This is a genomic window from Holtiella tumoricola (genome assembly GCF_027857615.1).
Classification (GTDB): Bacteria; Bacillota; Clostridia; order Lachnospirales; family Cellulosilyticaceae; genus Holtiella; species Holtiella tumoricola.
This window is the reverse complement of sequence record NZ_JAQIFT010000010.1, coordinates 126,375-147,310: the sequence shown is the minus strand read 5'-3', so window position 1 is coordinate 147,310 and position 20,936 is coordinate 126,375. Positions and strand designations below refer to the sequence as shown.

At 33.7% G+C, this 20,936-nt stretch carries 19 protein-coding genes, 1 tRNA gene and 1 pseudogene; 18 read left to right on the top strand and 3 right to left on the bottom strand.

Features of this window, described 5'->3' with window-relative positions; genetic code table 11:
* Positions 1–85 precede the first annotated feature (85 nt).
* Positions 86–214 carry a hypothetical protein gene (locus PBV87_RS02135; protein WP_271010967.1) on the top strand — a complete coding sequence of 43 codons (129 nt, stop codon included), beginning with the start codon at positions 86–88 and terminating at the stop codon, positions 212–214.
* 82 nt (positions 215–296) lie between these two features.
* Here PBV87_RS02135 and PBV87_RS02130 read toward each other — a convergent pair whose 3' ends face one another.
* A complete protein-coding gene (locus PBV87_RS02130) occupies positions 297–1,565 on the bottom strand; it encodes a ComEC/Rec2 family competence protein (protein ID WP_271010966.1) in 1,269 nt (422 codons plus the stop codon).
* Between the two features lie 197 nt (positions 1,566–1,762).
* Between PBV87_RS02130 and ptsG the strand changes: the two genes are divergently transcribed.
* Positions 1,763–3,409: a glucose-specific PTS transporter subunit IIBC gene (gene ptsG / locus PBV87_RS02125; protein WP_271010965.1), complete on the top strand. Its 1,647-nt coding sequence runs from the start codon at positions 1,763–1,765 to the stop codon at positions 3,407–3,409.
* A 73-nt stretch (positions 3,410–3,482) separates the two neighbouring features.
* Here ptsG and PBV87_RS02120 read toward each other — a convergent pair whose 3' ends face one another.
* Positions 3,483–3,959: a peroxiredoxin gene (locus PBV87_RS02120; RefSeq protein ID WP_271010964.1), complete on the bottom strand. Its 477-nt coding sequence runs from the start codon at positions 3,957–3,959 to the stop codon at positions 3,483–3,485.
* 185 nt (positions 3,960–4,144) lie between these two features.
* Between PBV87_RS02120 and yaaA the strand changes: the two genes are divergently transcribed.
* The 9 genes and pseudogenes from yaaA to PBV87_RS02075 all read left to right on the top strand — a co-directional run bounded on the left by yaaA (position 4,145) and on the right by PBV87_RS02075 (position 13,009).
* On the top strand, positions 4,145–4,915 hold the full coding sequence (yaaA, locus tag PBV87_RS02115) for a peroxide stress protein YaaA (RefSeq protein ID WP_271010963.1): 771 nt from the start codon (positions 4,145–4,147) through the stop codon (positions 4,913–4,915).
* A gap of 173 nt (positions 4,916–5,088) precedes the next feature.
* Positions 5,089–5,544, top strand: coding sequence for an RrF2 family transcriptional regulator (locus PBV87_RS02110; protein ID WP_271010962.1), 456 nt, complete (start codon positions 5,089–5,091; stop codon positions 5,542–5,544).
* Between the two features lie 12 nt (positions 5,545–5,556).
* A complete protein-coding gene (locus PBV87_RS02105) occupies positions 5,557–5,997 on the top strand; it encodes an RrF2 family transcriptional regulator (RefSeq protein WP_271010961.1) in 441 nt (146 codons plus the stop codon).
* A gap of 27 nt (positions 5,998–6,024) precedes the next feature.
* On the top strand, positions 6,025–7,314 hold the full coding sequence (locus PBV87_RS02100) for an O-acetylhomoserine aminocarboxypropyltransferase/cysteine synthase family protein (protein ID WP_271010960.1): 1,290 nt from the start codon (positions 6,025–6,027) through the stop codon (positions 7,312–7,314).
* Positions 7,315–7,404: 90 nt separating this feature from the next.
* Positions 7,405–8,388, top strand: coding sequence for a LacI family DNA-binding transcriptional regulator (locus PBV87_RS02095; protein WP_271010959.1), 984 nt, complete (start codon positions 7,405–7,407; stop codon positions 8,386–8,388).
* A 292-nt stretch (positions 8,389–8,680) separates the two neighbouring features.
* Positions 8,681–10,045: pseudogene (locus tag PBV87_RS02090) on the top strand (PTS transporter subunit EIIC); the annotation flags it as partial.
* 120 nt (positions 10,046–10,165) lie between these two features.
* On the top strand, positions 10,166–11,623 hold the full coding sequence (locus PBV87_RS02085; protein WP_053984820.1) for a glycoside hydrolase family 32 protein: 1,458 nt from the start codon (positions 10,166–10,168) through the stop codon (positions 11,621–11,623).
* The gene (locus tag PBV87_RS02080) at positions 11,613–12,008 is read left to right on the top strand and encodes an RDD family protein (protein ID WP_053984819.1); all 396 of its coding nucleotides are present in this window, start codon (positions 11,613–11,615) and stop codon (positions 12,006–12,008) included. The genes PBV87_RS02085 and PBV87_RS02080 overlap by 11 nt, the downstream gene beginning before the upstream one ends.
* Before the next feature lie 29 nt (positions 12,009–12,037).
* Entirely contained in the window at positions 12,038–13,009 is a 972-nt protein-coding gene (locus PBV87_RS02075; protein WP_271010958.1) for a carbohydrate kinase family protein, read from the top strand.
* 63 nt (positions 13,010–13,072) lie between these two features.
* Here PBV87_RS02075 and PBV87_RS02070 read toward each other — a convergent pair whose 3' ends face one another.
* Positions 13,073–14,911, bottom strand: a complete 1,839-nt coding sequence (locus PBV87_RS02070; RefSeq protein ID WP_271010957.1) for a flavocytochrome c — start codon at positions 14,909–14,911, stop codon at positions 13,073–13,075.
* Between the two features lie 244 nt (positions 14,912–15,155).
* Here PBV87_RS02070 and PBV87_RS02065 point away from each other — a divergent pair.
* The 7 genes from PBV87_RS02065 to PBV87_RS02035 all read left to right on the top strand — a co-directional run bounded on the left by PBV87_RS02065 (position 15,156) and on the right by PBV87_RS02035 (position 20,913).
* Positions 15,156–15,227: transfer RNA gene (locus PBV87_RS02065), tRNA-Glu, on the top strand.
* Between the two features lie 323 nt (positions 15,228–15,550).
* Positions 15,551–17,272 carry a phospho-sugar mutase gene (locus PBV87_RS02060; RefSeq protein WP_271010956.1) on the top strand — a complete coding sequence of 574 codons (1,722 nt, stop codon included), beginning with the start codon at positions 15,551–15,553 and terminating at the stop codon, positions 17,270–17,272.
* A 126-nt stretch (positions 17,273–17,398) separates the two neighbouring features.
* Positions 17,399–17,929, top strand: coding sequence for a 2'-5' RNA ligase family protein (locus PBV87_RS02055; protein WP_271010955.1), 531 nt, complete (start codon positions 17,399–17,401; stop codon positions 17,927–17,929).
* A 180-nt stretch (positions 17,930–18,109) separates the two neighbouring features.
* On the top strand, positions 18,110–18,430 hold the full coding sequence (locus tag PBV87_RS02050; RefSeq protein ID WP_271010954.1) for a PadR family transcriptional regulator: 321 nt from the start codon (positions 18,110–18,112) through the stop codon (positions 18,428–18,430).
* Complete coding sequence (locus PBV87_RS02045; RefSeq protein WP_053984814.1) at positions 18,423–19,019, top strand: DUF1700 domain-containing protein; 597 nt, start codon at positions 18,423–18,425, stop codon at positions 19,017–19,019. The genes PBV87_RS02050 and PBV87_RS02045 overlap by 8 nt, the downstream gene beginning before the upstream one ends.
* Positions 19,013–19,918, top strand: a complete 906-nt coding sequence (locus PBV87_RS02040; RefSeq protein ID WP_271010953.1) for a DUF4097 family beta strand repeat-containing protein — start codon at positions 19,013–19,015, stop codon at positions 19,916–19,918. Before PBV87_RS02045 ends, PBV87_RS02040 begins: the two co-directional genes overlap by 7 nt.
* Before the next feature lie 74 nt (positions 19,919–19,992).
* The gene (locus tag PBV87_RS02035; RefSeq protein WP_271010952.1) at positions 19,993–20,913 is read left to right on the top strand and encodes a metallophosphoesterase; all 921 of its coding nucleotides are present in this window, start codon (positions 19,993–19,995) and stop codon (positions 20,911–20,913) included.
* The last annotated feature ends 23 nt before the right edge of the window (positions 20,914–20,936 follow it).

Sequence of the window (20,936 nt, the reverse complement as noted above, 5' to 3'; positions counted from 1 at the left end):
TTTTTTATAACAGTAGGTATGTTATTGCTCTTTAATATAAGCGTTCGCATATACTATTACTATAAGAAAAAATTGGGGGGATACTATGCAAGATTCAGAAATGATTAAGTTGATATTTCACTTGCATAAAATAGGTATAAGTACTAGGGATATTGGCTGGCTTGTTCACTTAGATGCAGAGGAAGTTGAAAATATATTATTCTGGAGAGATTAATAGAAAAAAGGAGAGTACGAAATTCGTATATGAATTTCGTAACTCTCCTTTTTTGATATAGAACAGTTAGAAAACTTGGATACTAGTGGCAACGATCACAAGGATCAAATTTGCCACTTTCAGCTTGGGTACCACTTAAGATTGTTTTACTTTTAGAAAGTGCTGAACAGTCTTTAGTGGTATGATAGCTTTTACCATTTGGTGTCCAGTAAATAGTTTTTTCTGTAGAACCTGTAGCATTAGTTGTGCTTTGTGTGTTGGTAGTAGTATTGATATTATTAGTACTGTTAGTGTTACTGCTAGTAGTATTGTTGCTATTAGTACTGCTAGCAGTATCCGCTTTTGAACCACGGTTATAGCTACCAACAGGGCACTCAGTAGTAAGCCCATTTCCTGTTGAAGTAAAGATAATATCACCACATTCATCTGAACGATGTACTTCAATTTGTGCTTTTTCAAGTTTTTGAACTGTTTCTATATGAGGATGTCCATATTTATTTGGATTAGCGGCTAAAATAACGGCATATGTAGGACTTAATTGCTCTAGGAAACCATCAGTTGTACTACTATGAGAACCATGATGACCAACTTTAAGTAAATCTACTCCTGTCATTTGATTTAAAATTTCAGCTTCAGTTTCTTTTTCAGCATCTCCTGTAAAGAGGAAGGTATCCTCACCATGAGTAAGACGAATAACTAAAGATTGTTCATTAGTTGTTGAACCACCATTTGTATTAAAGACTTCAAAATAGCTATTTTCTAATTTAAATTGTTTGCCTTCTAAAGGAACACTAGGCTGAAGGTTTTTATCCATAGCAGCATTAATAAAGTCTCTATAAACTTTAGTATCAGCATCACCATTTGCTACAAATAGATATTGAGTAGGAAATGTTTTAATAACAGTGTCTAGCCCGCCAATATGATCAGCATGTGGGTGTGAAGCAATAATATATTCAAGTGATTGGATATTTTGAGCCTTTAAATACTCCATAACTTTTTGGTCATCATCAGTATCTCCACCATCAATAAGCATAGCTTTTACCCCGTCTTTAATCAAAATGCTATCACTATTTCCTGTATTGATGAAATGAACCTCTACTTGACTAGTTGAAGTAGAGCTATTTGATTCAGATACAGCTGAATCAGGTAAAGTGGTATCTGGTAGGCTGACTTCAAGTTCACCGACTTCAGAAGTAGTAGAATTTTGTGTAGTGGATTCAGAGGTAGCTGAGTCTCCTTTAGGTATTTCAGTTGTAGCAACTGGTGCACAACCGGATAAAAAGATTAAAGAACTTAAAAGAAGTACTTTTGTTTTGCAAAGTGAAGAAAGTTTTTTGTTTAATTTAGTCATGTGAAGCTCCTTGTAGTAAATAGAATGTAAATATTAAGTCGATAAAATGTAAGTATAACAATAGGATTAAAAGACTAGTGTTATAAAGATTACAGTTTATAATATCATAAATTATTTGAAGTTAGACATAAAAATTGGGTTATGGTGAAATCCTATAATAAAATAATGTCCATTCTGAATTATAGGAGGAAAAACAAATGATGAGTAAAGTCTTTGGAGTATTACAACGTGTTGGTAAGGCATTTATGTTACCAATAGCACTCCTACCAGCGGCTGGGATCTTATTAGGAGTAGGTGGAGCACTTTTAAATCTAACAACCCTCGAAAACCCACCTGCCATTTATATAGGACTTATTCAATTTATTAGTATTGGATGGGTTACAGCCATTTTAACAATTATGAAAAATGTTGGTGATATTGTATTTGCCAACTTACCTTTATTGTTCGCAATTGGTATAGCAGTAGGTCTTGCGAAATCAGATAAAGGTACAGCAGCGCTTGCTGCAGCTATTGGATTCATTATTATGCATCAATCTATTTCAACAATGCTATCTTTAGGTGTAACATCATTAGGTGTTCTCACACCAGGTAATGTGTCAGATGCATATAGTACTTATGTTACAACAACATTAGGTATTTTTACATTAAATATCTCTGTATTTGGTGGGATTGTTGCTGGTGTAACAGCAGCTATTTTACACAATAAGTATCATAAGATTCAATTACCACAAGTATTAGGATTCTTTGGAGGTTCAAGATTTGTACCTATAGTAACATCTGTTACCATGTTAATCATTGGTGTTATTTTAGCATTTATCTGGCCATTTATCCAAAATGGTATTGCAGTAGTAGCAGGATGGGTAAATAACTCAGGCCCAATTGGTACATTCTTATACGGTACAATAGAGCGTGCACTTATACCTGTAGGACTACACCATGTATTCTACACACCATTCTGGTTTACTGGATTTGTAAGATCTAATGTATTGCTTGATGGTGGCGGTACTATGCTTATAGATGGTGCTAATACAGCTTACTTTGCACAATTATCTAACATGGGAGCACTTGTTGGTGCTCCACAAAGTGTTATGAATGAAGTGGTAAGTACAACCACTCGTTTTATGGCAGGAAAATTCCCATTTATGATCTTTGGTTTAGGTGGAGCAGCCCTTGCTATGTATAAAACTGCAAAGCCAGAAAGAAGGCAACAAGTAGGTGGATTACTTGCTTCAGCCGCTCTTACAGCTGCTTTAACAGGTATCACTGAACCAATGGAGTTTGCTTTCTTGTTTGTTGCACCAGTACTTTATGGTGTGCACTGCGTGATCGCAGGTTTATGTTACATGCTTATGGATATCTTAAATGTATTCGTAGGGATGACATTCTCCGGTGGTTTAATTGACTTTAGTTTATTTGGTTTATTACCAGCAGGCGCAGGTGTACCAACTAACTGGTTCTACATTGTTATTGTTGGGGTTATTTTATTCCCTATTTACTACTTTATTTTCAGCTTCTTAATTAAAAAAATGGATTTAAAAACTCCAGGTAGAGAAGATGATGAGGATGTACACAGCTCGCCAGAAGCACTTGGAGAAGAAGGAAGTCTACCAGAAGCTATCCTTGTAGCGTTAGGTGGTAAAGAAAATATTACAAACTTAGATGCTTGTATTACCAGGTTACGTGTCTCTGTTAAAGATGTGAAAAACGTTGATAAAGGTCGTATCAAAGAACTAGGTGCAAGTGGTGTTATGGAAGTAGGAGATAACATACAAGCTATATTTGGAGGACGTTCTGATAATATTAAAAATGATATTCAAGACATTATAGATAGGTCGTCTAAATAAGCAAGTAATTAAGTTATTAAATGATAGAAGGAGCTGATGCATGTTTTATGCACTAGCTCCTTTTTAAAATTTATTATAGAGGTCTTGAAAGTGCACATTTAACGTTATCAACGTGTCCCGCCACTTTTATTTTACGATAGATTTTTACAAGTTTTCCAGTTTCATCAATGATGAAAGTACTTCTTTCAATACCGATGCCTGTACGGCCGCACATTGTTTTTTCTTTTAATACATCATAGAGTTTACATACCACTTCTTCTTTGTCAGAAAGAAGCACAAACGGTAAGCTATATTTATCGATAAATTTCGCATGAGCAGTAAGTGTATCACGACTAACACCTAGAATAACTGTATTTTCGCTTGAGAAATGTTCATATTGGTCACGGAAAGCTTCGGCTTCTTTTGAGCAGCCAGGGGTATTATCTTTTGGATAAAAGTAAAGAATTACTTTTTTACCGATATAATCACTTAACTGATGAGTTTGTCCATCTGAGCCTGGTAAAGAAAAGTTTGGTGCTTGCATACCTTCTACTAATTCGATATTTTCCATATTAAAACCTCCGAGCAAAGAATTTATTTAATAATAATTATTATATAAATTCTTTTGTTTGTAAAGTGGTAAATGAATTTTATATAATAGAATAAGTAAAATAATAAATTGTTTAATAAATTAAATAGATTAAATCAATTGCTTAATGCCCTTAATAAAGTGAGTGAGAAGAACAGGAGAATGAAATGATTACAATTATATCACCAGCAAAAATTTTTAGAACGTTAGAAAAACAAGAATATAAGACATACAACCCTTTGAAATTTCATGAAGAGAGTGTGGAACTTATTGAACTGTTAAAAAGATATACAGAACCAGAACTGGCAAAACTTATGAAGATGTCCGATGAACTAGCCAAGATAAACAGTGAACGCTACAAGAATTTTACAGATATAGAAGAGGTAAATGCGTATGAGGCACTTTTATATTTTTATGGAGAAGCTTATAAGGGATTAGAAGCATCCACATTAGATCAGCCAACGTTAGCATATCTTCATGAACATGTTTGTATTTTATCAGGCTTATATGGCGTAATCCAACCTCTTGAATGTATTAAGCCTTATAGGTTAGAAATGGGAACTAAGTTTACTAATTCAGTAGGAAAAGACTTGTATGCATTTTGGAAGGACAGGCTTACAGCGCATATGACGAAGGCGCTGGAACGAACAACAGGCGATCAAGTACTTTTGAATTTAGCATCTGATGAATACAGTAAGGCACTTCAATTAAAAATGATACAAAAGCAATTTCCGGTTATAAAAGTAAGCTTTAAAGAGAAGAAAGGAGATACCTATAAAGTAGTAGGTATGTATGCTAAAAAGGCAAGAGGCTTAATGGTACGTTATATAGGAGAAAACAGAATAGACACCATAGAAGCTATCAAAAACTTCAAAGAAGATGGATATGAACTGAATGTAGAAGCGTCATCTGAGGATCATTTTGTATTTACAAGATAGGTACGTAGATTTCTTGGTTTGCCAGAGTAATATAGGAAGTTAAATAAAATATTAACATAAGAAAAAACATTTAAAAATTTTATAAAATTTATTGACAATTAATGAGCGTAGGAATAGAATCTTTATCATAAAAGTAGGAAATAAAAACAGCATAGAGACATAGAGGAACCCTTATGAAAATTTCATTAAAGGCACAATATGCAATCGAAGTAATGGTATATTTAGCACATCTATCAAATGGCAATCCTATTCAATCTAAAGTGATTGCATCAAAAATAGGAACTACAGAAAACTACTTGGAACAAATTTTCTTTAAGCTAAGAAAAGCAGATTTAATAACTTCGGTAAGAGGAACTAAAGGGGGATATCTCATCAAGCAACCATTAGAGGAGATTACAGTAAGGGAAATTTTAATGGGGGTAGACGAAAAGATGGCATTAGTTCCTTGTGTAGGAGAAGGGAGTACATGTAACTGTAAACTTGGCGACATTTGTACGACTAAAAAGTTATGGCAAAAGATGAACCAATCAGTTACCAGGCATACACAGCAAGTTACAGTATCCCAGCTACGAGATGCGTACTTAAAGATGTTACAAGAAAGGTATGGAGAGGTAGAATATTATCTTTAGGAGGACTTGTAGATGAAAATATCGACTAAAGGAAGATATGGACTACGTGCCATGGTTGATTTAGCTATCCACTCAGACCAAAAGCCTATATCCTTGGGGAATATAGCCAGTAGGCAAGGTGTATCTATTAACTACTTAGAGCAAGCCTTTGCACTTTTAAAAAAAGCTAAATTAGTAAAAGGGACCAAGGGACCATCTGGAGGATACCAATTAGGTAAAGCACCCGAGGTGATGAAGGTCATAGAGATACTAGAAGTACTAGAAGGTAATTTGTGTATTGAAGAGCCAGAGATAGATGACGGAGATGACTTAATGAGATGTTGCATTAAGAAGCTGGTTTGGCAACCTATTGATGAAGAACTTCAAGAAGCATTAACAGATATGACCTTACAGGATTTACTACAGGATTACTATCAGCAAAAAGAGTGTGAAGGACTTATGTTTTATATCTAAATTTATGAGTAAAGAGGGGATGAATTTATGGAAAGAGCATTACATTTTGAAACATTACAATTACATGCAGGGCAAACACCTGATCCAGTAACAAAATCTAGAGCAGTACCTATTTATCAAACTACGTCTTATGTATTTGATAATACAGAGCATGCGGAGAACTTATTTGGGCTTAAAGAGTCAGGAAATATTTATACCAGATTAATGAACCCAACTACTGATGTGTTTGAAAAAAGAATGGCAGCACTTGAAGGAGGTATAGGGGCACTAGCATTAGCTTCAGGAGCCGCAGCGATTACAGCAGCAATTTTAACCATTTTAAGAGTAGGAGATGAAATTGTAGCAGCTTCAACTTTGTATGGAGGCACTTATAATTTATTTGCTCATACATTACCTCAGTATGGTATTCATACAACTTTTGTAGATCCAGATGATATAGATAACTTTAAGAAGGCATTAAATGAGAATACAAAAGTGATTTACATAGAGTCAATAGGGAATCCAGGTATTAACATTATTGATATAGAGGAAGTTGCAAAAATTGCACATGATCATCATATTCCACTTATTGTAGATAGTACTTTTGCGACACCTTATTTATTAAGACCTATAGAACACGGTGCGGATATTGTAGTACATTCGGCTACAAAGTTTATTGGTGGGCATGGTACATCTATTGGAGGAATCATTATTGATAGTGGAAAATTTGATTGGTTAGCTAGTGGAAAGTTTAGTAATATGACAGAACCAGATGAAGGCTATCATGGTATACGTTATGCACAAGATCTAGGAGAAAGTGCTTATATATCAAAAGCAAGGGTACAGTTTTTAAGAGATACAGGTGCATGTATTAGTCCATTTAATGCCTTTTTACTTCTACAAGGATTAGAAACATTATCTTTACGTGTAGAAAGACATATAGAAAATACACATAAACTTATCACATTTTTAGAAAGTCATCCTCAAGTTGCTTGGGTGAATTATCCAAGTAGAGCGGAGAGTAAATATGAAGGACTTTGCAAAAAGTATTTTCCAAAGGGAGCAGGATCAATTTTTACTTTTGGAATAAAAGGCGGCGAAAAAATTGTAAGAAAGTTTATTGATAACTTAGAAATAGTATCTCAGCTTGCAAATGTTGCAGATGCAAAGTCTTTAGCTATTCATCCTGCAAGCTCAACACATCAACAACTTACAAAAGAAGAACAAAAAGCGTGTGGTGTAACAGATGACATGGTGAGATTTTCAGTAGGACTCGAGAATATTGAAGATATTATTATAGATATCAAAGAAGCAATTGAAAAAGCTATAGCCCAGTAGTCATTAATCTTTTACGTTGTCAAAGATAGAGGAGTATGTTAGTCTTAAAGCACAAACGTATATTATTTTAAATATAGATTAGGTGACGATATGAACATAAGTAAAATTGCTACCTTAGCAGGTGTATCCAATGCAACTGTATCAAGATTTTTAAACAATGGATACGTAAGTCAAGAAAATAGGGAAAAAATACAAAAGATAATTGATGAAACAGGATATATTCCTTCAGCTCATGCGCAGACATTGAGAACTAAAAAGACTAATTTAATAGGAGTGATATTACCTAAGATTAGCTCAGAAGCAGTAAGTAGAATTATAGAAGGGGCTGGCAAAGAACTTACAGAAGCAGGCTATCATATTTTACTTGGGAATACAGATCTTAACATCCAAAAGGAAATCGAATACTTAAATATTTTTAAGAATAACCAAGTAGATGGTATTATCTTTGTAGCCACAATCTTAACTCCAGCACATTTAGAAGTTATGGAGAAGATTAAGGTGCCTATTATTGTTGTTGGGCAACAGGTGGAAGGATATTCTTGTGTATATCATGATGACTTTGGTGCTGCTTATACCCTTACGAAAGAATTTATCCAAAAAGGTTGTAAACGTATAGGATATATAGGTGTAACTGAAAAAGATATAGCAGTTGGATATGAGAGAAAAAGAGGTTTTATGCAAGCATTACAAGATAGTGGAATGGAGGTACAACAAGAGTTAATTAAAATAGGTGATTTTTCAGAGGAATCAGGTTATCAAGCTATAAATGAGTTAATGCAGCTAGATAAACGTATAGATGGTGTATTTTGTGCAACAGATAAAATTGCAGTAGGTGCACTAGAATGGATGAAAGAAAAACAACCTGAACAAATAGAGAGAATCAAGTTTGCAGGTATAGGAGATTCGGTTTTAGCAAAAGCTATTTCACCTAAGTTAGCTTCTATGCATTACTACTATAAAACGAGTGGTAAGGAAGCTGCAAAGATGTTATTAGATGCTATGCAATCAGAGACTAAGATGATTAAGGAAGTTAAGCTTGGGTATGAACTAAAACTCCGAGAGAGCTTTAAATAAAGAGAGACTGTTTTAATAGTCTCTCTTTTTTTATTTAATAAAAAATTTAGTGAAATCAAAGATGTATAAGTGTATATCAAAGATAGAAATTGTGCAATTTATACAATGTAAGAAATTGTTTTTGTATAAATACATCTATTTACAAATAGAGATAGAGAATCGTATAATAAAAATATAAAATGTGAAAACGATTACACATTATACATAAGAAAACAATAGAAAAATTAAACGATAAAAGTAGTTTTTTTTTACAGACTATGAAATCGATAACACATTAACAGGGAGGTTTAAAATGGATTACAGAAAAGTAGCAGAACTCATTTTAAAAGGCCTAGGCGGTCAAGAGAACCTAGTATCAGCTGCACACTGTGCAACAAGACTTCGTTTAATTATTGCTTCTAACGAAAAAGTAGATAAGCAAGCTATCGAGGATATTGATGGTGTTAAAGGTGTATTCTTTGCATCAGGTCAACTTCAAATCATCATTGGAACAGGTACAGTTAATAAGGTTTATGCAGAACTGATGTCTTTAACAGGAGGCAAAGAAGTTTCAAAAGAAGAAGTGAAAAACATGGCAACAGCTAATACAAATAAGTTTAAACAATTAATTAAAACATTAGGAGACATATTTGTACCAATTATCCCAGCGATCGTTGCAGGTGGGTTAATGATGGGGCTTACAGAAGCTGTAATGTTTGCTGTAAATAATGGATTCATTGATTTTAATACTCAAAGTTCAGTGTTTGTATTTTTAAAATTATTTAGTAACGTAGCTTATATTTTCTTACCAATCTTAATAGGATTTAGTGCAGCAAAAGTATTCGGTGGAAATCAATATCTTGGAGCGATCATTGCTATGATTATGATCCATCCAGACCTACAAAATGCATGGACCGTATCCACAGAAGGTTATCAAGTAATGCAAAGTGTATGGGGTGGCTTATATGAAATCCCAATGGTAGGTTATCAAGGACACGTTATTCCTATTGTTATAGCAGTATGGATTATGAGTAAGATCGAAACAAAACTTCATAAAATTGTACCAGAAATGCTAGACTTATTTGTTACACCACTTGTGACTGTTTTTGTTACAGGATACTTAACATTAACAATGGTTGGACCAGTATTTGTATTTATTGAAAATGCAGTATTAACAGGTGTACAACAACTTATTGCATTACCATTTGGTGTTGGTGGATTTTTAATGGGTGGTATCTATGCATCAACAGTTGTAACAGGTATTCATCATATGTACTCAATTATTGACTTAGGACAGATTTCACAATATGGATATACTTATTGGTTACCAATTGCTTCAGCAGCAAACATTGCTCAAGGTGGAGCAGCACTTGCAGTAGCAGTTAAAACAAAAAATACAAAATTAAAAGCATTAGCTTTCCCAGCTGCACTTAGTGCAATGCTTGGGATTACAGAACCAGCAATCTTTGGTGTTAATTTAAGATATATGAAACCATTTATTGGTGCTTCTATTGGGGCAGCATTTGGTGCACTTTATGCATCTATTGTAGGACTTGGTGCTACAGGTACTGGTGTAACAGGAATTTTTGGAATCCTTCTTCACTTACATGCACCAATTCAATACTTAATCCTCTTTGCTATTTCATTAAGTGTGGCATTTGTAATGACTTTAGTACTAGGATGGGATGAAGAAACAAAATAAGATATTAAATATATAGGGCTGTCATAATGTACTTTTATTTCATATAGAGAAGGAGTATTTTGTGACAGCTTCTTGTAGTTGAACAGGAGAATAATCATGAATGCTTTAAATAGAGACTTAAAAAAATTGACACAAATAATAGAAGAAAAAGAAGCAGGGAGAATTTTGAAAGACTCTTATGCACTCAAATTTCACATTATGCCAAAGGTAGGTTGGCTAAATGATCCCAATGGACTTTGCCAGTTTAAAGGAAAATATCATGTATTCTTTCAATACTCGCCTTTTGATGAAAAGGGTGGATTAAAATTCTGGGGGCACTATACAAGTATAGATATGATACACTGGAAAAATGAAAATACAGCCTTATATGCAGATCAACCATTTGATTGTCATGGTGTTTACTCAGGTTCAGCATTAATTGACGAGAATAAAATGTATTTATACTATACTGGAAATGTGAAACAAGTAGGTAAGCATGATTATGTCACGACAGGTAGAGAGCATAATACAGTCATGGTTGTCAGCGAAGATGGTAAAACTTTTACACATAAAGAGCTTCTTATGACAAATGAAGACTATGGAAGCGAGATGACTTGTCATGTACGCGATCCTAAAGTATGGAAAGAAGATAATATGTACTATATGGTTCAAGGGGCAAGAGATAAAAAGGATAGAGGACAAATCTTACTCTTTGCATCAGAAGATAAAATAGTCTGGAAAGTTATTAATAAAATTCAAAGTGAAGATGTGTTTGGATATATGTGGGAGTGTCCAGATTTCTTTGAACTAGATGGACAAAAAGTTTTATTATTATCTCCACAAGGGATTGAAGCTGATGGAATAAAGTATAATAATATTTATCAAAGTGGTTACTATGTTGTAGAAGGTGATATTACAACAAGTGAATATGCCTTAAGTGGCTTTGAGGAGATGGATAGAGGATTTGACTTCTATGCACCACAGACATTTATAGATGAGCAAGGAAGACGTATTTTGATTGGGTGGATGGGGTTACCTGATATTGATGATCTATATAGCAATCCAACGACAGAACATGGTTGGCAACATGCCCTTACAATTCCTCGTGAACTTCATATGAAAGAGGGCAAACTGATTCAACAACCTATAGAAGAGTTAAAGAATCTAAGAAGTAAAGTAGTTGGCCTAGAATTAAAGGAAAATAATACAAAGATTCAGCTACCAGCTCATACATTTGAATTAGAACTTATGTTAGAAACGCTTAAAAAGGATTTAAAGATTATTATAAGAAAAGGTGCAGTTCTTGAATATAAAGCGGAAGAAAAAGTAATTTCTTTAATATTTGATGAATGTGGTTATGGACGTGACAAGAGAAGTGTCCAAATAGAAGTAGTGAAAAATATCCGTATATTTGGAGATACATCATCACTTGAAATTTTTTTAAATGACGGAGAAGAAGTCTTTACATCACGTTACTATCCAAGTACAGAAGAAAATCAAATTGAAGTTGAAGGAATAGAGCTAAATGGAAAATTAAATTTATGGGAAATGAAGGCGATAACTATTGAAAACTAAATTAATTAGTAGAATAGGAGCAGTACTTTTCGATAATATAGCAATCTATGCATTAGGACTTGGAGTACTTATACAACTAGGTGTACAAACAAATAAGGCGCTTTTTATGATGAGTTTGATATTTGTACTTTATAGTATTCTTACACCTATATTTTGTAGAGGGTATCAGTTAGGTAAATATTTATTGGGTATGAAGATTACCACAGAAGATTACAAGCAACCTAATGTGTGGAGGTTTATAGTGAGAGAACTGAGTAAAATCATGTACGCTATACCATTAATAGGTATTGGATTTCTGCTTGTTTCTCAGTTTTTAATGGCAAGAAGAGAAGATGGAAAAGCATTACATGATTTAATTGCAGGAACAAGAGTTATTCGTGTATAAGAAATAGAAGATAAATAGGAGAGTAGAATATGAAAAAAATCTTTGCTATAGGTGAAGCATTAATTGATTTTATCCCAAACCAAAAAGGGTGTGCACTAAAAGAAGTAGTAAGTTTTGAACGTGTAGCAGGGGGAGCACCAGCTAATGTATGTGCAGCAATTTCTAAGTTAGGTGGAGAAGCTAAATTTATTTCTCAATTAGGTAAAGATGCCTTTGGAGACTATATTATAGAGGTATTAGAAGAAGCAGGTGTAGGATGTGAGTATGTTCTAAGAACAAATAAAGCAGGCACAGGACTTGCATTTGTATCCTTAAAAGAAGATGGTAATAGAGATTTTTCTTTCTACCGTAATCCAAGTGCGGATATGTTATTAGAAGCAAATGAGATTAAAGAAGAATGGTTTGAAGAGTGCTATGGTTTACATTTTTGTTCAGTAGATTTAGTGGAATCACCAATGAAATCAGCTCATAAAAAAGCTATTAACAGTGTATTAGCACATGGTGGAATTATAAGTTTTGATCCTAATGTACGTTTACCATTATGGGAATCAGAAGAGGCGTGCCGACAAGCAATATTAGAATTTTTACCCTATGCTCATATTATTAAAGTTTCAGACGAGGAACTTGAATTTATTACGGGATTTGACAAAATAGAAGATGCACTTCCTGACTTATTTAAGGGAAATAGAGAAATCATAATTTATACAAAAGGTGGAGATGGTGCTGAAATTTATACAAGAAACAAGAAAGCACATGTCCCAGGAAATAAATTGAATGTAGTAGATACGACAGGAGCAGGTGATTCTTTTATTGGTGCATTTTTATTTATGTTACTTAATAATCAAGTAGATCAAGGAGCACTAGGAACACTTAATGAAGAAGAACTAGTAGACTACTTAAGTTTTGCAAATGATTATGCAGGATACAGTACATTAGGAAAAGGTGCTATTGGATCGTATGCAACATTAGAAGAAATTATAAAGTTTAGAGCAAAAAAATAATATTATAAATGAAAAGGCTATTTAATTAGTAAATTCTAATTAGATAGCCTTTTTCATAATTCATTATTGAGCAGTTGATAAAGCCATATTAACAGCTTCAAATACAGCTGAACTTGAGTTAGAAGCACCTGTTACAGCGTCAATACCTTCTGTAGATTGGCTGTAGATAATGCTTGGAATTAAATCATTTTGAATAGACATAAAGATTGTAGATGTTTCATGATGTTCAAGTACTTCAATTGTATCAATGAAACCATCTTTTACAGTAACTTCGACTGAAATTTTGCCATTATTTCCTGTTGCTTCACCTTGGTATGTACCATCTTTATATTGAGGTTTAGCTTCTTCATTAATTTTTGGTTGGTCAGCTTTATCTGTTTCAGTAGAAGTAGTAGCAGCACCGATAAAGTTATTATCAGACTTAGCAAGTGCAGCAGCATTTGTACCAGCTTCACGACCAAATACGATAATATCAGCTAAAGCATTTCCACCTAAACGTTCAGCACCATGTACACCACCAGTTACTTCACCAGCAGCAAATAGGCCATTTATTGGATTACCTTCTTTATTAATAACTTGTGCATCAGTGTTAATTTTGATACCGCCCATTGTATGATGAACACCAGGAGCCATAGGAATAGCATAGTAAGGTGCTTTAGTGAAAGGAATTTCCATGCCTGCACTACGATTAAATGCAGAATCTGTACCACTTTCTACAGCTTTATTCCATGTATCAATGGTTGTTTTAAGTGTAGTACCATCCATGTTAAGTGCACTAGCAAGTGCTTCAGGTGTTTCACCTTCTACTGTTAGGCCTTGAGCTACATATTTTTCAATAGCTTTTAAGCTTTCACGAACAGTTTGATCAAAGACTAAGTAAGCAGAACCACCCTCTTGTTCTAAGATAGCAGCAGATACTTTGTCACGAGTGGACATTTCATCTGTGAAACGCTCACCTTTGGCATTTACAAGGATAGCTCCGTTACCACGAACAGCTTCAGTAATAAGTGCTGCAGTTTCTGTATGTACTGTTGGATGAATCTGAATTTGCTCAATATCTGTTAAGTCTGCACCAAGTGCTTCAGCAAGAATAATACCATCACCAGTTGCACCAGGTTGATTTGTTGAAATAAAACCATCTAATTGTGGTTGGTATTGTGTATAAAGTTCTGGGTTGTTACCAAAACCACCAGAAGCAATAATAACTGCATCTGCTTTAATTGTATAATTTACTTTTTCTCCGTTTACAGTTTCAATTGCTTTAATCCCTGTTACTTTATCGTTTTCATAAATAACTTCTGTAGTTTCTGTATTAAGCATTGTTGTAATGTTACGGCTGGTTGTATTTTGGAAAAGTACATTAACTAAGTGGTCACCAACAGGAGCACCACCAGTAGGCCTATGAGCACGCTTAAATGATGCACCACCTAAAGAACCTACATCAGAAAGGTCTGCACCTAAATCTGTAAGCCATGCTATAGCTGGAGCTGCATTTTCTGTCATAAACTTAACAAGTTCAGGGTCATTAAGTTCTTCTCCACCTTTCATTGTATCAGCGAAGTGAACTTCTACTGTATCTTCAATACCAGCTTCTTTTTGGAAAGCTGTACCAGCAGCATTAATACCACCAGTTGCACGAGCAGTATTTCCTCCTACGAATGGCATTTTCTCAACAATAATAACATTTGCGCCTGCATCATGGGCTTCAATAGCAGCGCTTAATCCGCCACCACCAGCACCAATTACAATAACATCTGTTTCAAGGATATTTTCCTCAGATGATTCAGTTGTCTCAGTTTTGATTTCAGTTTGTGTGCCAGAAGGTGCATTTGCACATCCAGCTAATAGGGATACTGATAAACCTAAGCAAGCTACTAGTGATAAAAGTTTTTTTATCTTCATGTTGTCTCTCCCTTTAATAAAAATTTAACAATAAAAGTATAACATAAGTTATTTATAGATAAAATAGGATTACATAAAATGGCAAAAGTAAAAATAATTAGGTATTAGTTTAAAAATATAGAAGAAAAGGTATGGAGTACTTATAAAAGTCTTAAAATAATTTTATTAATAATTTTATAAAAAATAATAAAAAATATTGATTTTATTTATAGGTAGGATTATAATAAGTAAAGAAGTTAAGCATGGCCCATTGGTCAAGAGGTCAAGACGTCACCCTCTCACGGTGAAATCATGGGTTCAATTCCCGTATGGGTCATAACAAAAAGGAGATTATGAGTGATATCACTCATAATCTCCTTTTTGCTATATCAATAGATATTTTTTTAGTAATCTTAATAAATAGGAAATCTATTATTAATATTATAGGATAAAAATAAAGAATTAAATATTTTTGAATAAAAAATACAGAAATTATATGTATAAAAGTATATTTATATAATACTGTAATTAAATTCATATCCCTTTTAGAGGGAAGTTTTTGGCAATACTCACGATTTCATTACCCAAATCAAATTGTAACTAGATTTTTTTACTAGAAAATGACATAATAGAGTTGAAAAAATATGAGGAGGGCATACTATGGATTTTAAACAAGGGTACAATAGATGGCTTACAGAAGAAAAAGTGGAAGCAGGTTTAAAAGCTGAATTAGAGCAACTAACTGATGAAAAGGAAATAGAAGATAGATTTTATAAAAATCTTGAATTTGGTACAGGCGGTTTACGTGGTAAAATTGCTGCAGGTAGCAACCGTATGAACGTACATACAGTAGGAAAAGCAACTCAAGGATTAGCTACATATTTATTAAAACATAAAAAGCAACCAAGTATAGCAATTGCCTACGATTCAAGAAATATGAGTAAGGAATTTGCAGATACAGCAGCTAGTGTACTTGCTGCGAATGGGGTGAAAGTATTTCTTTATCCATCATTAAGACCAACACCAATGCTTTCATACACTGTAAGACATTTAGAAACTGATGCAGGTATCGTTATTACAGCATCTCATAATCCTAAAATTTATAATGGATATAAAGTATATGGTAATGATGGTGGACAAATCACAGATGAAGTAGCAAAAGAAATTTTAAACTTTATTGATGAAACAGATGTATTTGATGGTGTACATACAATGTGCTTAAAAGAAGCAGAAGAAAAAGGTTTACTCGAATACATAACAGAAGAAGTAGATAAAGCTTATTACAATAAGGTAGCAACTTTATGCATCCGTAAAGACCTTATTAAAGAAAAAGCTTCAGGGCTTAAAATCATTTATACACCAATACATGGTAGTGGTAATATTCCAGTACGTACAATGCTTAAAAAATTAGGCTATGAACAAGTAGATGTTGTAAAAGAACAAGAATTACCAGATGGTAACTTCCCAACAGCACCATACCCAAATCCAGAAGATAAAGCAGTATTTGAACTTGCTATTGAAATGGCAAAACAAACAGAGCCAGATTTAATTTTTGGTACTGATCCAGACTGTGACCGTATTGGGGTTGTAGTAAAAGAAAGTGCAACAAGCTATAAAGTATTAACAGGAAACCAAGTAGGTATTCTTTTAAGCGATTACATCTTAAATGCACGTCGTGAGATGGGGCTTTTAAGTGAACAAGATACTATTGTTAAAACAATTGTAACTTCAGATATGGTAAAACCTATTGCTGCTCATTATGGAACACAAGTTATGGACGTTTTAACAGGCTTTAAATATATTGGGGAAAAGATTAAAGAGTTTGGAGAAACAGGTGCAAATAATTTTGTATTTGGATATGAAGAAAGCTATGGTTATTTATCAGGTGAGTTTGTACGTGATAAAGATGCTGTTATTGCTTCTGTTCTTATTGCAGAGATGGCACTTTACTATAAAGAGCAAGGCAAAAATCTTTACGAAGCGCTTGAAGACTTATTCCAACAATATGGTTACTATAGAGAAGACCTCATTTCAGTAGAAATGGAAGGAAAAGATGGACAAGAAAAAATAGCTGCTATCTTAAGTGCACTTCGTGACAATACACCAGTAGATGTAAATGGTGTGAAAATAGCAACTGTAGAAGATTATAAACTTTCTACAAGATATAACTGCTTAGAAGGAACACAAGAAACAATTTATTTACCAACTTCGAATGTTATGAAATTTATTTTAGAAGATGGTAACTGGTTTGTTGTAAGACCTTCAGGAACAGAACCAAAAATGAAAATTTACCTTTCAATCATTGGTAAAGATTTAGAAGATGCAAATGTAGTACTTAATAATTTCAAAAAACAAGTTTTAGCAGTTATAGGTGTAAATTAAATAAAAATAAAGGACTAGGGAAATCATTAAAGTGAGGAACCTAGTTCTCTTTTTTTATAAGGAACCAATAGGACAATTTTATAAATTATTGATGGCAATGCTGTGACAAAATAAGGAGGAAAAAGAATGAGATATGTTATTGTATGTGAAGTAGGAGGGGAAGGGGGGAGATTTAATAATCAACTTCGAAAAGAAGTATATGAAAAGTTAGGAGCAAAATCATCTACCTTACCAGCTCATTTTACTATTAAGGCACCTTTTGAATATGATGGCATTCCAAATGATTTAGATATGAAGCTGGAACAATTTTGTAAGCATGAAAAGGCAGCACCATTTAGATTAGAAGGATATAATCACTTTGATGATCGTGTTATTTATATGGATGTAGTCATGTCTAAAGAGGGAAAAGCATTACATGATAGGTTAATTGATACACTAGAAGAGTTACCTTATCTAACATTTGATAAAAAGGATGGTAAGGATAAGGTCTTTCATGTAACAGTTTCATCTAAGAAAATTCAACCTATTTACTCTAAGTTATGGGATTATGTTCATCAATACCCTTGCCAATTTGAATGTAGTTTTGATAACATAACTTTATATAAATGGGAAGAACATAAATGGGTAGTTCATAAAGCCTATCATATATCAAAATAGAAGAGAGAAAAGAAAAGGTTATTACAGGGATTTAGATTATATTTTCTGTAATAGCCTTTTCTTATTTTAATTATTAGAAAAATATTAGATATAAGTTGACTTATGATATTATACATCATATAATATTGAAGAATTAATAATATAAGACGGTTTATAGGGACTAAAGAGGAGGTAGTATTTGTGGCAATTCCATTAAGTGGTAGTTTGCTAGATGCTTGTGTATTAGCTGTAGTACGTAAAGGGGACGTATATGGTTATAGACTCACACAAGAGGTAAGAGAAGCATTAGAAATATCAGAGTCAACATTATATCCAGTACTTAGAAGGTTACAAAAAGAAGGATGTTTATGCACATATGATGAACCTTATCAAGGGCGAAATAGAAGGTATTATCAAATAACAGAATTAGGGCATGCAAAGTACGATGCCTTTTTAGAAGAATGGACAATGTACAAAGATAAAGTAGATAGGGTATTGATGGGAGGAAATAATAATGAATAAAGAAGAATTTCTAAGAATCCTAGAACAAAATTTATATAAGTTACCATTGGAAGAACGCGAATCAGCAATGCAATATTATGAAGAATACTTAGAAGAAGCTGGTGTAGAGCATGAGCAAGAAGCTATAGCTGCATTAGGGAACCCAGCTCAAATAGCTAAACAATTGCTGGCTGATTTCGTAGTAAAAGAAGCAGAAGTAAAATCCATGAAACCAAAACAAAGTTTTCAAGCGCTTTGGATTGTTATAGTAGCATTATTTGCTAGCCCAATTGCATTTCCACTTGCAATAGCAATTGCAGCAGTAGGATTTGCAGCAGTTGTAACAATGATTGCTTTAATTTTTTCAGGGTGTTTAGTAGCAATTGTAATGTTAGGAACATCTTTGATTTGTGGCGTAGTAGGAATTGGGGCATTATTTGTTCAGCCAGCAACAGGTGCAGTTTTTCTTGGCGCAGCATGTACACTTCTTGGTATAGGCATATTATCAGGTGTACTTATGTATGTAGTAGTAGGTAAAGGTATACCTATGATTATAAGAGGAATTAGTAACTTATGCAGTAAAGCGAAAAGGAGGAATGCGGTATGTTAAAAAAGTCAACACTTATTGTATTAGCAGTATGCCTTATTGTTGGAGGAATAGGGATAAGTGTAGCAGGCCTTGCATTAGGGGGGAAAAGCTCACTTTATTCTGATGATACAGGGATACATTTTAGAGGATGGAACGAAGAGGTAGGATATAGAAGTGATAGAAATGATTTAGAGGTTATTCGTACACAAGCTTTTAATGGAGATGTTAAAAGTGTGGAGCGTTTTAGTAAGATAGATGTAACAAGTGGAACAGTAGCTATTAATATTCAAGAAGGTAATGACTACGCTATTCGTATGAATGTAGGTTCAAAGGTAGAGCTTAATTATGGGGTAAGAGGTGATACACTTTATATTGAACAAGAAGGCGACAAGATGAAGTGGGGTTTATTTGGTAATCATTCAATGTCTGAATATAGTGGGGAAATTGTGATTACGATACCAAGTGGAACAAAGTTAGAAAAGACAACTGTTATGTTAGGTGTAGGAGAAGGGAACTTTAAAAATATTACAACAGAAAAGTTCAATCTTATAGCGGGTGTAGCAAGTACTAATATTGAAGGCCTTAATACAGCATATGCTTCTATAGAAGGTGGTGTTGGGGAGGTTAATTTAGAAGGAAGTAATCTTGGAGAAGCTAAAATTACAATGGGTGTTGGAAGTGTAAGAATAGAGACTGCTCTTGAAAGTGATATGGAAATAGAAGGCGGACTAGGTGACTTAGAGATTATATTAGAGGGTAGAGAAGAAGATTATAACTACCAAATTTCAAGAGGTGCTGGAGAAATTGAAATTAATGACCAGCATTATAATGGTTTAGGTGATGTGAATATCCTTAATAGAAGTGACCAAACAATAGATATTAAAGCTGGTATTGGAAGTATTAAAATTGCAACAAGATAGAGTAACCAAGGAGCTAATGCAAAAATGACTGCAATGGCTCCTTAGTTGTTTGTAGTAGAAAGGAAGAAGAGAATATGAGTTTTTTAATAGGACTATGTATAGTGACAGTATTAATAGGGATAGCTGTATTATACGGATTAGTTAAACTAAAAAGCGCTAATAAGTTAATATTTTATTTAGTATTAGGTGGACTAGCAATCATTGTTATATTGGGTTTATACAATGGATTAGTGATAAGAAAATATCAAGTATCTACACATAAATTCAAGTTAGAACAACCTATAAAAATAGCCTTATTAACGGATCTGCATAGTTATAACTATGGGAAGGAACAAGAAAAGTTATTAGAGAAACTTAATGAACAAGAGCCTGACCTTATTTTACTAAGTGGGGATATTGTAGATGATGAAGAGCCTATTACGGGTGTTACTTATCTTTTAGAAGGATTACAAAATACAGTACCTATTTATTATGTAACAGGAAATCATGAATACTGGACAGGAGAAATAGAACAGATTAAAACTTTTCTAGAAAGTTATGGTGTAATTGTATTAGAAGAAGACTATAGAGTAGAAATGATAAAAGGGATGCCTATTATAATAGCAGGTATAAGTGATCCAGATAAATGGCGTGGGCTATATAGTGAAACTGGATTTGAATTAGCCTATGTGGAGTTAGAAGAAAAAGTAGTAAAAGAGCGAGGCTACAAGATACTTCTTAGCCATCGTCCAGAATTTGTTGACCTTTATAGTAGAGGAGAATATGACTTAGTCGTTTCAGGACATGCCCATGGTGGCCAAGTAAGAGTACCAGGACTTATTAATGGTTTATATGCGCCAGGTCAAGGGGGATTTCCTAAATATGCAGGAGGAAGTTATAAACTGCTAAATGGGTCCAACTTAATTGTAAGTAGAGGGCTTTCTATTAATAGAAGATTACCACGTATTTTTAACCCACCAGAGCTTGTGATGGTAGAGATAAATGGAACTAGATAAAATGTAAGAATAATAATAAAAAT

Coding starts and splice junctions, on each gene's coding strand:
- PBV87_RS02135 (WP_271010967.1), top strand. CDS start 86: ATGCAAGATTCAGAAATGATTAAGTTGATATTTCACTTGCATAAAATA.
- PBV87_RS02055 (WP_271010955.1), top strand. CDS start 17,399: ATGAGATATGTTATTGTATGTGAAGTAGGAGGGGAAGGGGGGAGATTT.
- PBV87_RS02035 (WP_271010952.1), top strand. CDS start 19,993: ATGAGTTTTTTAATAGGACTATGTATAGTGACAGTATTAATAGGGATA.
- PBV87_RS02070 (WP_271010957.1), bottom strand. CDS start 14,911: ATGAAGATAAAAAAACTTTTATCACTAGTAGCTTGCTTAGGTTTATCA.
- PBV87_RS02120 (WP_271010964.1), bottom strand. CDS start 3,959: ATGGAAAATATCGAATTAGTAGAAGGTATGCAAGCACCAAACTTTTCT.
- PBV87_RS02085 (WP_053984820.1), top strand. CDS start 10,166: ATGAATGCTTTAAATAGAGACTTAAAAAAATTGACACAAATAATAGAA.
- PBV87_RS02040 (WP_271010953.1), top strand. CDS start 19,013: ATGTTAAAAAAGTCAACACTTATTGTATTAGCAGTATGCCTTATTGTT.
- PBV87_RS02075 (WP_271010958.1), top strand. CDS start 12,038: ATGAAAAAAATCTTTGCTATAGGTGAAGCATTAATTGATTTTATCCCA.
- PBV87_RS02110 (WP_271010962.1), top strand. CDS start 5,089: ATGAAAATTTCATTAAAGGCACAATATGCAATCGAAGTAATGGTATAT.
- PBV87_RS02105 (WP_271010961.1), top strand. CDS start 5,557: ATGAAAATATCGACTAAAGGAAGATATGGACTACGTGCCATGGTTGAT.
- yaaA (WP_271010963.1), top strand. CDS start 4,145: ATGATTACAATTATATCACCAGCAAAAATTTTTAGAACGTTAGAAAAA.
- PBV87_RS02045 (WP_053984814.1), top strand. CDS start 18,423: ATGAATAAAGAAGAATTTCTAAGAATCCTAGAACAAAATTTATATAAG.
- PBV87_RS02100 (WP_271010960.1), top strand. CDS start 6,025: ATGGAAAGAGCATTACATTTTGAAACATTACAATTACATGCAGGGCAA.
- PBV87_RS02060 (WP_271010956.1), top strand. CDS start 15,551: ATGGATTTTAAACAAGGGTACAATAGATGGCTTACAGAAGAAAAAGTG.
- PBV87_RS02095 (WP_271010959.1), top strand. CDS start 7,405: ATGAACATAAGTAAAATTGCTACCTTAGCAGGTGTATCCAATGCAACT.
- PBV87_RS02130 (WP_271010966.1), bottom strand. CDS start 1,565: ATGACTAAATTAAACAAAAAACTTTCTTCACTTTGCAAAACAAAAGTA.
- ptsG (WP_271010965.1), top strand. CDS start 1,763: ATGATGAGTAAAGTCTTTGGAGTATTACAACGTGTTGGTAAGGCATTT.